The following is a 13,845-nucleotide window of genomic DNA, read 5'->3' on the forward strand; positions in this document are numbered from 1 at the left end:
CGGCACATGCGGATCGGCGAACCAGATATCAAGTTTCAGCCCTCGGGCCAGCTCTTCGTGGCAGGCCATTTTGCTGCCGCGGTCATAGGTGAAACCCTGCCGGATAATGGTTGGCGGCTTTCTGAGCTGCCGGCTTAAGCCTTCAACGGCATCCATGGCGGTACAGGCGTTCGTCTTGCTCAGGACCACGTAGCGGGTCTTGACAGTTAGTTGGAAGTAATCGAAGAGATCGTTATGCTGATGCACAAGACTGTATATTCAGGACCAAGCCGGAAAAGTGAACAGCGTGTCGAGTTGTCCGTTCACGGTATGTTGATGGGCTGGACAGACGGCGACACCTCTGTCAAATCGCAGCGCATACAGTCCACTTTAGAGAGCGAATGGGAACGTGGTGGCGCGGATGCACTGGCCACTTTTATGAGAGGGGTCGTTGGTCCCTGTATAATCGAGGTGTCGGCCGCTGATGTGATTTGGCTCTTTGCTTCGTGTGCGAGTAGCGGGTTTTACTGGATGCCGGTGCTTGGAGAAGGTGAGAAGCAGCACGAATACCTCGTGTCCAATCAAGAGGGCCGGTTTCTGCGAGCTGCGCTTCACACGGGAGGTGAGCTGACCGAAGGGGCTGTCATGAATGCCGTTCTCTCGCATCAGTCGGTGATCCGGCCGCCATTTTCGGGGCTTGTCGAGGGAACACACCGGTGCCCGCCTGGATTCTATGTGGAATTTGCTCCAGGAGAGGCCAGGCTTCAGACCTTCCTGATTAACAAGGAACCCAAAACGAGAAGGCGGCAGGATGCCGACCTTGCAAAAAAAATGCAGGCCGTTGCCGATATTTACGAATCATATTGTAAAGACATTGGTGCGACCGCGACGATGTCGTTTTCGGGTGGCGTGGACTCAACCGCGCTCCTGTTGCTGCACAAGAATGGCTTGAACAAGGGAACCCATGGGTATTACATCGATAGAGGGAAAATCCCTGAAAAGAAAATGGCATGTGAGATTGCAAGACGTGCCGGGTTTCGCATCGATTTTATCGAGCCCATCGAAGGCTTTTCCGCTACAGATGCGAGAAGAAGGGCGGAGACAGGACTGGCCGTACTGAACGGCGTTGGCTATATGAAACATGGATTTCAATATTGTCCGGTTGAAGCCGACGGTGGAAAACCACGACTGGTACTGACGGGACAGAACTCGGATATGATGTTTCATGTTGACCATTACGCACCTAGCTCCTTCACGACCGGTCTGATGCGGTACGTGAGGATGGCAGAGGGGGTTCCTCCGCGCTTTCGCAAAACCGTGTTGTATTACGCGTTCCTTCAGGTGACAAATAAAAGTGATTTGAGCGGTGGGCTGCCGCCCGGTGTAGTGGAAAGCTATACCGGTCTTAGTGAGCATGGTGCTGATGCGGGGGCGCTGGCAAACCAAGTTGGACATGTAGTAATGGACTACAAACACAAGCATTATGTGGTGCCGGCCACCCGTTGGTTTCAGATCGCGGTCTATCCGGAACTGAACAGCGCCCGTCTCCATTCCGGACAGAAGGTGAATCATGCCGAAAGGCTTGCACGTTGGGTGAGGACAATCGGTAGCATCCAGCAGCAGTTTCTCAACAACGGTACCCACGAGGGGCTCGTGATATGTACCCCGTTCTCGGAGGGCCCGGTGGCGGTTGAATTGCTGTCTTACCGCCTCGGTCTGCGGGATCTCCTGATGCCCAAACGGTTTCTGCACGGCATTATTCGCAGTCAATTGGGAGTATCCTACAGCAGGGTCCGACATGAGGTCCTGGGTGGCGGTTGGATTGATCTTCCATCGCAGATAGCGAGGTACGGTGCGCGTTTGATAAAGCGCCTTGCAAAACGTCTCCTGAAACAACACCGCAAGGAACAGGCCAAATCATCAACGAGTCGCCATGCCATACGAATTGATGATCTGCGTAGTCTGAGAGATGTGTTGGGTCATCAGGATGGCGTGGTGGAGCGCACCCTATTGAATTATGTCGATGACGACGAGTGCCGGATGTACCTGAATCGTCTTTATGACTGCCTTGAACTAAGGGTCGAACCCGATGGGCTGAACAAGACAGATGGGATGCAGTTGTGCCGGTTGGTTAATCTTCAGGTTCTGCTTGAGGCAGAAGGGCCGGCTTCGGGATGAATATCTATCAGCATATTGAAATCGCCGCGCGAGAGCTGGACAGCAAGCTGCTTCTGGCAGTCGTGGCCGCCTCGAGGGGGCACGATGTACTCATCTCCGAGATGAGCACGATCATGAAAGGGGTGCAGAGCGCAGCCCTGGCGCCGGGTGTGTTCCACACCAAGTCCCTGACCCCCTGCGACAAGAAGATTGCACGTCATCAAACCCTGGTCGATGGAGGGTTCCCGATCACGAGCATTGATGAAGAGGGAGGCCTGATCGATCACGGGTACGACAAATTTGCTGAAGTTCGGTATTCGGGAGAGACCATAGATCAAGCGTCAGCGGTCTTTGGGTGGGGAACGGAGGATACTGTTACTCTCAAGCGCGTCTATCCGAACTACTCGTCGAAGATACACCAGACGGGCTCCCCGCGTGCCGATCTGTGGAGGCCGCGCTTTTCGCAATTTTGGGGTTTCCCGAGAGAGATGCCTGAGAAACCATTCCTGCTGGTGTCGTCCAATATGGGCACTGCTAATAACGTGCGGCCTTTTCACGAAAGAATTAGATTCGAAAGACGTGCGGGTTATTACCAGCGTGACCCGGAGATGTTCTCAAGAAAATTTGTCGGCATTGCGGAAGATTACCGTATGACGCTGGCCTTTATCGAGGCAATTCGTCACTTGGCCGCATCCAACGACGGATATGACATTGTGTTACGACCACACCCGGTTGAAAGTGTCGAGGCATGGAATGTCTATCTTGAAGGGATTCCCAATGTACATGTCATCAGGGAAGGCTCGATCACCGCATGGGTCAACAGCGCCTTCGCCGTGATGCACAATGGCTGTACCACTGCGCTTGAAGCGACCGTTTCCGGTAAGCCAGTGGTGACGTATCTCCCGTTTGAGCAGGAGCACGCCCGGGATATTCCGAATGAACTGGGTGTGTGTGTCGAATCGCTAGAGGATTTATCGGATATAGTCAATCAACTTTTTCATGCCTCTCGGTCTGGTGGAGGCGCTAAAAGTGAAGAAGCACTACCCGAGTCAGTAGCCAAGAAAGTTTACTTGGACGGCGAGGAGCTGGCCGCCGAAAAGATCGTCAAGGTCTGGGAAAGCCTCGACAATGGGGAGTTGTCGCGCCCATGCAACTGGACGAGGTTTCAGGCGGAGCTGAAGCTGGCCAAGCTAAGGGGGGTAGTGGTCGCGTCACTCCGGAAAGCGCTTCCAAGCAGGTTCGGGCCGGCCAAGGAGAACTACAAGTTCCCACCCATGGATGCCGCCGATATTAGCGAACGCGTCAAGCGCCTCCAGCATGTTCTCGGCATTCACGGGGGGCTTGAGTGCAAGCTCCTTTCAGAGCGAGCCTTGTTAGTTAAAAAATCAAAAAATTAGCGCGGGGTAAATGATGAAGTCTCCATGGAAAATAAATAAAAATCATACCAAAGGCAATGATGCAAACTTGTGGGCGAAGTTCGTTCTTCGACCTGGTGGGAACATTCTTTCCTATCCCTTTATCGCATTTGGGGTTGCGCCGAACTTCGTTACATGGCTAAGCCTTTTTACGGGCTTGATTGGCGCCCTATGTATTGCCTTGTCACAAGCCATGCTTGGCATTCTGCTGCTCTTTTTGTCGCAGTTGCTGGATTATGCCGATGGCACTGTTGCAAGAGCACTCGATAAAAGGTCTGGGTGGGGCCGGTTTCTCGATAGTCAGTTCGGAAAATATATAAATGCAGCAAAGTGGGTTGCCGTAGTCTGGTTGTTCATTGCATATGAACACAATACAGTTATACCTGTTGAGTTTCTGATCCTGTGTGCTGTAAGTGTTCCCATTATCGGCTCGTTGAGCCAAAGCGTAAAACAACAAAAAACGAATTACGAGAATAGGGTAAGGAAACAGGCCGGGTCTCTCTCAACGACTGGTTTAGTTTCAGGCATGAGTGAGCTGGTGAAGCATGCAACAAAGAAAATTGAGAAATTGATCTTGTATTTGCTTGGCTTGTGGCAAGGGGTTAGTTTTCCTTTCTTCGCGTTGTCCCTCATTGGCGGCTTTCTTGAGTTCTACGTGCTCGCATCTATCTTTTTCGCCATATACGCACTTGCCTATGCTTGGTTGAAGGCGTTTATGACAAACGCTTTTCTTAAAGAAAACCCACTGTGATTGAATAAGCTGTTAACTATTAAATGACCAAAAGTCCCAATTTGATCATCTTGGGTGCCGGTGCCCCGCACCGGGGCGAGCTTCCTGCCGCCCTGCGTGAGCCGCGCTCCGGCACGTCGATGCTGCAGTGGCTGCTCGACGCCTCCAGCTGCGCCGCCGAGGAGACCATCTTCGTCGCCGGCTACCAGGCCGAGGCCATTCGCGCCCGCTACCCCGAGCTGCCGGTCGTCGAGAATTCCGACTGGGAATACACCGGCAGCGGCGCTTCACTGCTGGCCGCGCCCTTCTCCGCCGAGCAGCCGCTGCTGGTCTGCTACAGCGACATCCTGTTCCGGGAGACGGTGCCGGCGGCCTTGGCGGCGGTTGAAGCCGACATCGCCGTGGCCTGGGACAGCGCCTGGGAGCACCGCTACGCCGGGCGCGGTACGGACGATCTGCGCCGCTGCGAGAAGGTGATGGTTAATGGCGACCGGGTGGAGCGCCTTGGCGCCGATCTGCCGCTGGACTGGGCCGATGGCGAGTTCATCGGCCTGGTCTGGTTCTCGTCGCGGGCGTTAGCGTGGCTTGAGGAGCTGCGGGAGAGCGGCCCCGAGAGCCTGCGCCGGCGCCACCTCTCCGAGTACATCGAATATCTGCGCGCAGCCGGCCTCTCGGTGGCGGCGGTGGACGTGGCGGGCGACTGGGCCGAGTTCAATGAGCCGCGCGACATCGCCCACTTCATCCTCGGCACCAAGGCAGAGACGCTGAGCCGGCTGCAGGGCATGGTTTGCAACGCCGTGATCCAGGACCAGGTGGCCTGCACCGTGGCCGAATGGCGCGCCGAGCCGGAGGCGGTGCTGGGGCGGGTGCGCGAGCGCTTCGCCGAGCAGCGGCTGGTGGTGCGCTCCAGCGCCCGTAGCGAGGACTCCTTCCACGCCTCCAACGCCGGCGGCTACGACAGCGTCCTCAATGTCGATCCGATGACCGGTCTTGCCGAGGCCGTAGCACGGGTGGTCGCCTCCTACGGCGAGGCGGTCACCGACGACGACCAGGTGCTCATCCAGCCCATGGTCCCCGACGTCCGCCTCAGCGGCGTCGCCTTCACCCGCACCCTGGAGCACGGCGCGCCGTGGTACGTGGTCAACTACGAGACCAGTGGCGACACCGAGGCCATCACCAGCGGCGCCAGTGGTGACCACCATACGCTGCTGCTGCGGCGAGAAGCCGGTGAGGCCCCCCCGCAACTGGGCGCGCTAGTGGCTGCCCTGCGCGAGATCGAGGGGCTGCTCGGCTACGACGCGCTGGATGTGGAGTTCGCGGTGGATGGCGCGGGGACGGTGCACATCCTCCAGGTCCGCCCCATCGCGGTGGACGCCAAGGGGAATGAACTCGACGACGATGCCTTCGATACGGCCATGGCGTCCGCACATCACGCCTGGCAGACGCTGGCCCCGGCGCCGCCGCACCTGCCGGGAGATGCGCCGCCGCTGTTCGGGGTGATGCCGGACTGGAACCCGGCGGAGATCATCGGTACCGCGCCGGGGGCACTGGCCGCGAGTCTCTACCGCTATCTGGTCATGGACGAGGTGTGGGCGGTGCAGCGCGCCGAGTACGGCTATCGCGATGTGCGCCCGGCGCCGCTGCTGGCGACCTTCGCCGGCCACCCTTATGTCGACGTGCGCGCAAGCTTCGCCTCGTTCCTGCCGGCGAGCCTGCCGGATGCGCTGGCCGGGCGGCTGCTGAACTTCTACCTCGACTGGTTGCGGGAGCGCCCAGAGCTCCACGACAAGGTGGAGTTCGAGGTGGTGCCCACGTGCCTGGCCCCCGGTTTCGAGGGCTGGGAGCGGCGGCTGCGGGACGCGGGCGGTTTCAGCGCGGAGGAGGTGGCACAGCTGCGCGAGGGGCTGCGCGCCATCACCGCCCGGGCGTTCGAGCGCTGCGACGCAGACCTTGCCCGCATCGACGCACTTGGCCGGCGTTTCGACGCGCTGATGGCCGATGACCGGCTGGTGCCGCTGGAGCGGGCCCGGCTGCTGCTGGACGATTGCCGTCGGCTCGGCACCCTGCCCTTTGCCCACCTGGCGCGCAGCGGCTTTGTCGCCGTGACCCTGCTGCGTGAGGCCGAGGCGTGCGGGATCATCAGTGGTGAGGCGCGGGAGAGCTTCCTCTCCACGGTCCACACGGTGAGCCACGAGCTCACCGCCGACGCCCGGGCGGCAGCGGACGGCGCCATGGAGTGGGCGGCGTTCGTGGCGCGCTACGGCCATCTGCGCCCCGGCACCTACGACATCACCTCGCCGCGCTACGACGCCGATCCGGAGCGCTTCCTGCGCCCGCTGGTGGAGCACGCCCGCGAGGCGACGCTGGAGGAGGCGGAGCCGGGGCCGTGGCAGGCCGAGAGAACGGCGTTCTCCGCCGCGCTGGGCGAGCTGGGGCTGCCGTGCGAGCCGGAGCTGGTGGAACGCTTCCTGCGCCGGGCCATCGAGGGGCGCGAATACGCCAAGTTCGTCTTTAGCCGCAACCTGTCGGCGGCGCTGGAGGCGCTGGCCGAGGTGGGCGCGGCTTACGGCCTCGACCGCGAGCAGGTAGGTGATCTGCCGCTGGACGAGCTGCTGGCCCTGCGCACCACGGCGCGGAGTGGTGAGGCCATCGCCGGCCACCTGCGGCTGCGCGCCGAAGAGGAGGCCGAGGCACGGCGTTTGGCGGCAGCCTGCGAACTCCCGCCACTACTCACCCGCGAGGCGGAGCTGGACGCCTTCGTCATCGGCGCCGACCGGCCCAACTTCATCGGCTCGGGCACGGTCACCGCAGACTGTCTCGATCTGAGCGAACACCCAGCCGACACCGCACTGGAGGTGGCCGGGCGGATCGTGCTCATCCCCCAGGCCGATCCTGGCTACGACTGGCTCTTTGGCCAGGGCATCGCCGGGCTGGTGACCCTCTACGGCGGCGCCAACTCCCACATGGCCATCCGCGCGGCGGAGTTCGGGCTGCCGGCGGCCATCGGCATCGGCGACCAGCGCTATCGGGAACTGGCCCGGGCGCGGGTGCTGGAGCTCTCGCCGGTCAACGGCCTGCTGCGGGTGGTGCGGTGAGCCGGCCGCGCATCGCGGTGAGCCAGCGGTGCGACGCCGTGGCCGGGCGGGACGAGGTGCGCGACGCCCTCGACCAACGGCTGGCCGCGCTGCTCTGGGAACTCGGCTTACTGCCGTTGCCGCTGGCCTCCGGCATCAGCGTCCCGGCCGACTATCTGGCCGCGTTGGCTCCTGACGGCATTCTGCTCTCCGGTGGCAACGACATCGGCAGCGCCGCGGCGCGCGACGCGCTGGAGTGGGCGGCGCTGGATCACGCCACCGCCCAGGGCCTGCCAGTACTCGGCCTCTGTCGTGGCATGCAGATGCTCAACCACTACCAGGGCGGCGGCCTGCGGCCGGTCTCCGGCCACACGGCGGTGCGCCACCGGGTGCACGGCCCGCTGGTGGGTGACGCTGGCCGCGAGGTCAACAGCTACCACGACCACGGCCTGCTCGACGCCGATCTCGGCGACGCCCTCGAAGCCGTCGCATGGGCCGACGACGGCGTGGTCGAAGCACTGCGCCACCGCGAGCGTCCGTGGCTCGGGATCATGTGGCACCCCGAACGCGACACGCCGGTGGCGAGCGCCGACCGGGAACTCATCACTCGACATTTTCTGGAGTCCGCATGAAAGCCATCATCCTGGCGGCGGGACAGGGCACCCGCCTGCGCCCGCTCACCGACGACAAGCCGAAGTGCCTGGTGGAACTGGCCGGCAAGCCGCTGCTGGAGCACCAACTAGCGACTCTGCGCGCCGGCGGCGTCGACGACATCCATATCGTCGGTGGCTATCGCGCCGAGCAGCTAGAGCGCCCGGACACGACTTTGCACCTCAACCCGCGCTACGCGGAAACCAACATGGTGAGCACCCTGTTTGCCGCCGAGGCGGTAATGACGGGGGATACGGACCTCATCATCGGATACGGCGACATCGTCTACGAGCCACGGGTGCTGGGGGCACTGCAGGCGGTGGACGCCCCCATCGCCCTGGCGGTGGACCGCGAATGGCGCCGCTACTGGGCCGCGCGCATGGACGATCCGTTGAGTGATGCCGAGACCCTGAAGCTCACCGACGGCGACCGGGTGGTGGAGCTGGGCAAAAAGCCGCAGAGCTATGACGATATTCAGGGCCAGTACACCGGACTCATCAAGATCCGCGCCGACCACGTGGCGCAACTGCCCGAAGCATGGCGCGCCATGGACCGCGACGCCACCTATGATGGCAAGGACTACGACAACATGTACATGACCAGCTTCATCCAGCACCTGATCGACAGCGGCTGGGAGGCACGGGCGGCTTTGATCGAGAACGGCTGGGCCGAGGTGGATTGCGAGGCTGATCTAGCCGCTGCGACGGAGTTTTGGCGTGCGGGTTAGCGGCAAACGGGAAGGAATGCTCGGGAGAGACAATGAGCCGTATTGAGAACAACGACAAGCTGAGAATCCGCTCCGCCGAAGAGCTTTCCAGGCAAATGGATGGACTTGTGGTGCTGAGCAAGGTGCTCGGTGCAACGCTTGAACGCTGGTTTCTGAGCGGCGGTACCCTGCTGGGCGCTTATCGTGATGGCGACTTTATTCCGTGGGATTGGGATGTCGAGGTAACCGTGCTCACGGAAGAAGCTCGCGAGAAGGAGGGCGCGCTTCTCAAAGGGTTGCTGGCCGCCGGCTTTGTCATTGCCTCCTCCGATTCATCCCAGGAGAATTTCAAGATCGTTGCTGCGGGCTGGGGGACTGAGTACGAGATATTGGGCCGTTATCTCAAGGAGAGTGACAGCCTCCGAGCCAGGATGATGACCGAAGTCCCTGCTCGATTTTTTGAAACGCCAGAGACGGTGACGTTTCGCGGCCATGACTTCCCGGCACCCAGTCCTGTGGATGAGTTCCTGGAAGCCCTGTATGGGGATTGGAAGACACCACTGAAGTCCGCTGACAAGCAGAGTTATTTTTCCGCCGGTGCGTACCGTAAGGGAACCGCCGGGCGTTATGTCCAACGCATGAGGCAGATCGGTCAGTTGCTTAGACCACCGCAGGTGCAAGAGTTTCCGCTGGTTCAGGAGGTGGCCATTGACCGCTTCCAGTCCTGGGATCCGGAACTGGGTTGGTGCAATCAGCCTAATTGCACGAAGGTGGACAAGTCCGATCGCTCTTCCACTGCCAAGAAGTCTTCATCCGGCCTGGCTGTATTCTCCACGGACGAGAAAGGTTCCCGGAGTTGCCGCTACCCTGAAGCACGCTCGGAGGTCAGTGCCTTCGGCGCCAGTCACTGTATGTGCCGTGACGTCCACGATGACGAAACCTTCCCGTGGTATCTGGGTGAACTGAGAGGCACGCGTGTAGCCAACTACGGTGTCGGCAATTACGGCCTCGATCAGGCCCTGTTGCGGTTGCAGCGGGATTATCCGCAGGATCCGGGTGAATCGGTTGTTCTGGCAGTGACCTCCATCACGATGGCGCGATGCGTCTCGGTCTATCGACACTACCTGGAGCCCGGCAACCTCTTCGCGATCAAGCCGCGTTTCCGTTTAGGTGGGGACGATGGCGGACTGTATCGGGTGGAGTACCCCCTCGACAACAAGCAAGAGTTGCTGAGCCTGGCTGAGCACCGGAACCACTTCCGAGCCCATGATGAACACTACGGCTTCTGGCGCAAGAGTCGGATCGATTACTACATCCGCCAGTTGCCGAAAAAGGTGGCTGCACGTTTCGGTATGGGTTCAAACCCACCGCCCTACAAGACATTTGAATACGAGATCAGCTTCTGGCGCAGCCATGAAGCGTTGTTCCTGGGCATGATGGCGTTTTATCAGCAGCTGGCGGAGCATCACGGCTTCAAGCCGGTCTTCTTGCTGCAACATCACAAGCGCAGCCTGGAGTACCTCACAGATAAGGCGGCAGAACAACTGCCCTGGACATCGGCGATGGCCAGGGCCACGGAACAATTCCCTGGCATCACCTTTCTGGATGAGGCCGATATCTTTGCCGGTTGTGACGACATCGAGGCGCTGTATACACGCTCGCACCACTCACCAAACGCCAATCGCATGATTGCGGAGTACTTGAATAGCTACCTATGAGTCAGGAAACAGGCAAACCAAAATACATTATCGTTCTTGGGACCACGTATTCAGGATCCGGTGCAGTCTTCGATTATTTGGCTGGACGTGGAGACCTTGACGAACCGCTCCACGGTGCTGAGTACCTTCTGCCCCAGGCGCCCAGCGGACTGATGACGTTGGAGGCCGCTGCTGGCCAAGCATTTCATCATGCCATTTCCGATCATGCCGTGATTCATTTTGTTGAATTGGCTCGGAAGCTCGCACGACCCTCAACACGCAGCCAGTATGGAAAGGGTTACGCGGTACGTATCCCTGATTTCTTGTCCGCCGTCGAGATTTTTCTGGATGAAGTCACTGCGGCCCGTATGCCAATGCAGCTGGATTGGCACAAGTTGGTGGAATCGAACAGCCGTCGTCTTTTGTGGTGGCTGAAGGCGCATCTGGGTCACCACAGGCAGGCTGTCCCAACTCATATACTGGTTCCCGTCGATGAGTTGGTTGTCGCCGCACAATCTATGCACGACCGTCTCTTTCAGCCTTCATCTCACAAGCCTGTGTTGCTGAACCAGGCGGGGTCGGGATGGAACCCCGTCGAATCGAGCAAGTATTTCGATGGACGCAAGGTGGTGTTGGTGACGCGCGACCCTCGTGACCAGTTCGCGGAACTCAAGCAGTTCAAGAAGGCACAAGATGTTGAGGAATTCATCAACTGGTTCCGAGCATTGCAACAGCGAATAGCTGCAGTCGACGAAGGTGTGGTGATGAAACTGCCGTTCGAGAATTTTGTCTGCAACAACAAGGCTGCTGTTATCTCGTTATGTGACCATTTTGGGTTGGACGGTTCTGCCCCGTCGTCTTATCAGGCGAGTCTCTCGGAGAAGAATATCGGGAAGTACAAGAGTTGGTTGACTCCACACGAGATTGAGCGGATCGAAGCCGACCTGCTTTGATGAAGATTTTCTTTTACATCCACTCCCTCACCGGCGGCGGCGCCGAGCGCGTTACGGCTACCCTGGCGCGCCACCTGGCGGACCAAGGCCACGAAGTCGGCGTGATCACCATGACCTCGGAGGAGCGCGACTTCTACCCACTCGCCCCCCGTGTGCGTCGCGTTACCCTCGATCTCGCGGGGGTCAATCGTGGGCTCGGCAAGCTTACCGCCAACTTCCGCCGCTGGCGGGCGTTGCGCCGCGCCCTGAAGGCGGATCAGCCCGATGTGGTGGTGGCGATGATGACCACCTCCATCGTGCTCGCCATCCTCGCGGCCATCGGTCTGCCGGTGCGGGTCTACGGCTCCGAGCGCAACTATCCCGGACGCAAGGCCACCGGACGCCCCTGGGCGCTGCTTCGCCGGTTCGTCTACCGCTTCGCCGCCGGCCACGTTGCCCAGACCCGCCAGGCGGCGGCCTGGCTGGAGCGCCACACCGGCGCGCGCAACGTGCACGTGATCCCCAACCCGGTGGTCTGGCCGATTCCCTCCTTCCCTCCCGAGGTGACGCCGGAGAGTGTGGTATCGCCGGAGCGCAAGGTCATCCTGGCCGTGGGCAGCAAGCCGGAGCAGAAGGGCTTCGATCAGCTGGTGCAGGCCTTCGCCGGTCTGGCGGCCGACTGGCCGGAGTGGGACCTGGTGATCCTCGGCATCGACCCGGCATCGGAGGCGGTCTGCGGCGGCGGGGCTTCGGTGCAGCGGCTGGCCGAGGAGGTGGGAATGGCGCGGCGCCTGTACCTGCCCGGCCGGGTCGGCAATGTCGCCGACTGGTACCAGCGGGCCGACCTCTTCGTGCTTAGTTCGCGCTACGAGGGCTTTCCCAATGTGCTGCTGGAAGCGATGGCCTCGGGGTGCCCGAGCATCGCGTTTGATTGTGATACCGGGCCGCGGGACGTGATTGAGGATGGAGTCAACGGGGTGCTGGTTCCGGCAGAGGATGCCGAGGCACTTGAGGAGGGAATCGGGCGTTTGATCGCGGATGAGGCGTGGAGGCAGCGCTTGGGTGAGCAGGCGGTCGCGGTGCGGGAGGTATTTTCTGAACAGCGTGTAATGGCGTTGTGGGAGCGGATCCTTTGATCCCGGATAATTCATCAGCCTCAGCCTGAAATGGGTAGGCGTGCCCCCTTGCATCCTTTAGAATCAGTAGCTTGAAAGAGAAACAGACCTAAAGGAAGGAGACACGCCTTGAGTGAAACCCTATCGCTCCTCGAGCCCACGTTCAACCGCTCCGTGAAGGTCGAGGCCCGGGACGAGCGTCTGAGCTCGGATGCCGGTGCCCTGTTGCTGCGCGAGGCCCTGGAGCACAGCGGTCTGCTCCGGACGTTGATGCCCCGGCTCACCGATTTCCGCGACCCGACCCGGACGCTCCACTCCCTCGATGAGTTGGTGCGCTCGGTCCTGCTCCTCCAGGCTCAGGGCTGGGGTGACTTCTCCGACGTCAACGCCCTGGAGGCGGACCCGGCTCTACGGGTGGCGCGCAGCCGGGCACCGCCTACAACGGCCACGTGGGGGCGCGCATGCACTACCCGCTCATCGCCTCCTGCGCCGAGACCGGCGATATGCTCGCCGGGCTGCTGCGCGACGGCAACGCCGGCCCGGCGGCGGAGGCGGCCCACTGGGTCCCGGCACTGGTCGCGGAGGCCGAGCAGCACCTCTGTCAGCGCGCCGTGGTGCGCATGGACGCCGGCTTCACCGACGGCACCACCCTGGAGGCGCTGGACAGCCGGGCCATCGGCTACCTGGGCCGGCTGCGCGAGAGCCCGGTCCTCCAGCGCCTGGCCCAGCCCCATCTGGTGCGCGGCCCCGGCCGCCCGGCGGAGAAGCCCCGGGAGTGGGTGGTGGAGACCACCTACCGGGCGGGCTCCTGGTCCCGAGAGCGGCGAGTGCTGATGGTGGTCCAGGAAGAGCCCGGCCACTACTTCCGGCGCTGCTTCTTCCTGGTCACCAATCTGGACTGGCCACCGACCCGGGTGCTGGCCCACTACCGCAAACGCGGCAAGGCCGAGGGCCACATGGGCGAATTCAAGGACGTCATCGGCACGTCGCTGCCGCCCACCTCCCGAGGCGTGGCCGATGACGACACCGTCCGGGCGCGCAGCCAGGCCCTGCTCTCGCTGCGCCTGCTGGCCTTTGAACTGATGCACATCCTCCGGGCCCGCCTGGAGACGCTCACCGGCGAGGGCTGGAGCCTGCGCCGACTGCGCGAGCGGGTGCTGAAGGTGGCCGCCCGCGTCCAGCGCACTGGCCGGCGGCTGCACTTTGTCATCGCCCGCCCGGCCCTGCCGCTCTGGCGAAAACTGATGCCGTCTCTGGCCCGCATGGCCTGGCCGCCACCGGGATAGACGCGGTGGGACGGACAGCATCAAAGCCAACCAGGGTGCCGAGGCGTTGCCACGGGGCCGCTCGCCCCGCGCCCCAAAAACCGGCTAAAATCGGCTCCATCAG

9 protein-coding genes and 2 pseudogenes are annotated in these 13,845 nt (G+C 61.5%); 10 read left to right on the forward strand and 1 reads right to left on the reverse strand.

Annotation, left to right across the window (positions count from 1 at the left end; translation table 11 throughout):
• Nucleotides 1–189 (reverse strand): annotated as a pseudogene (locus LRA98_RS11755) (IS30 family transposase); the annotation flags it as partial.
• Between the two features lie 21 nt (nucleotides 190–210).
• Between LRA98_RS11755 and LRA98_RS11760 the strand changes: the two are divergent.
• From LRA98_RS11760 to LRA98_RS11805, 10 genes and pseudogenes are all read left to right on the forward strand, one after another.
• Nucleotides 211–2,157 (forward strand): hypothetical protein, encoded by a 1,947-nt coding sequence (locus LRA98_RS11760; protein ID WP_238640844.1) that lies wholly within the window; start codon nucleotides 211–213, stop codon nucleotides 2,155–2,157.
• Complete coding sequence (locus LRA98_RS11765) at nucleotides 2,154–3,533, forward strand: surface carbohydrate biosynthesis protein (RefSeq protein ID WP_238634098.1); 1,380 nt, start codon at nucleotides 2,154–2,156, stop codon at nucleotides 3,531–3,533. The genes LRA98_RS11760 and LRA98_RS11765 overlap by 4 nt, the downstream gene beginning before the upstream one ends.
• A gap of 10 nt (nucleotides 3,534–3,543) precedes the next feature.
• Nucleotides 3,544–4,302: a CDP-alcohol phosphatidyltransferase family protein gene (locus LRA98_RS11770; protein ID WP_238634099.1), complete on the forward strand. Its 759-nt coding sequence runs from the start codon at nucleotides 3,544–3,546 to the stop codon at nucleotides 4,300–4,302.
• 23 nt (nucleotides 4,303–4,325) lie between these two features.
• Entirely contained in the window at nucleotides 4,326–7,376 is a 3,051-nt protein-coding gene (locus LRA98_RS11775) for a PEP/pyruvate-binding domain-containing protein (protein WP_238634100.1), read from the forward strand.
• Nucleotides 7,373–7,987 carry a gamma-glutamyl-gamma-aminobutyrate hydrolase family protein gene (locus LRA98_RS11780; RefSeq protein ID WP_238634101.1) on the forward strand — a complete coding sequence of 205 codons (615 nt, stop codon included), beginning with the start codon at nucleotides 7,373–7,375 and terminating at the stop codon, nucleotides 7,985–7,987. Before LRA98_RS11775 ends, LRA98_RS11780 begins: the two co-directional genes overlap by 4 nt.
• A complete protein-coding gene (locus tag LRA98_RS11785; protein ID WP_238634102.1) occupies nucleotides 7,984–8,733 on the forward strand; it encodes a phosphocholine cytidylyltransferase family protein in 750 nt (249 codons plus the stop codon). Before LRA98_RS11780 ends, LRA98_RS11785 begins: the two co-directional genes overlap by 4 nt.
• A 32-nt stretch (nucleotides 8,734–8,765) precedes the next feature.
• Complete coding sequence (locus LRA98_RS11790; protein WP_238634103.1) at nucleotides 8,766–10,430, forward strand: LicD family protein; 1,665 nt, start codon at nucleotides 8,766–8,768, stop codon at nucleotides 10,428–10,430.
• Nucleotides 10,427–11,362: a sulfotransferase gene (locus LRA98_RS11795; RefSeq protein WP_238634104.1), complete on the forward strand. Its 936-nt coding sequence runs from the start codon at nucleotides 10,427–10,429 to the stop codon at nucleotides 11,360–11,362. Before LRA98_RS11790 ends, LRA98_RS11795 begins: the two co-directional genes overlap by 4 nt.
• Nucleotides 11,362–12,477 (forward strand): glycosyltransferase family 4 protein, encoded by a 1,116-nt coding sequence (locus tag LRA98_RS11800; RefSeq protein WP_238634105.1) that lies wholly within the window; start codon nucleotides 11,362–11,364, stop codon nucleotides 12,475–12,477. Before LRA98_RS11795 ends, LRA98_RS11800 begins: the two co-directional genes overlap by 1 nt.
• Before the next feature lie 108 nt (nucleotides 12,478–12,585).
• Nucleotides 12,586–13,742, forward strand: a pseudogene (locus LRA98_RS11805) (transposase).
• Nucleotides 13,743–13,845: the final 103 nt, after the last annotated feature.

It is taken from the genome of Halorhodospira sp. M38, assembly GCF_022227985.1.
GTDB classification, from domain to species: domain Bacteria; phylum Pseudomonadota; class Gammaproteobacteria; order Nitrococcales; family Halorhodospiraceae; genus Halorhodospira; species Halorhodospira halophila_A.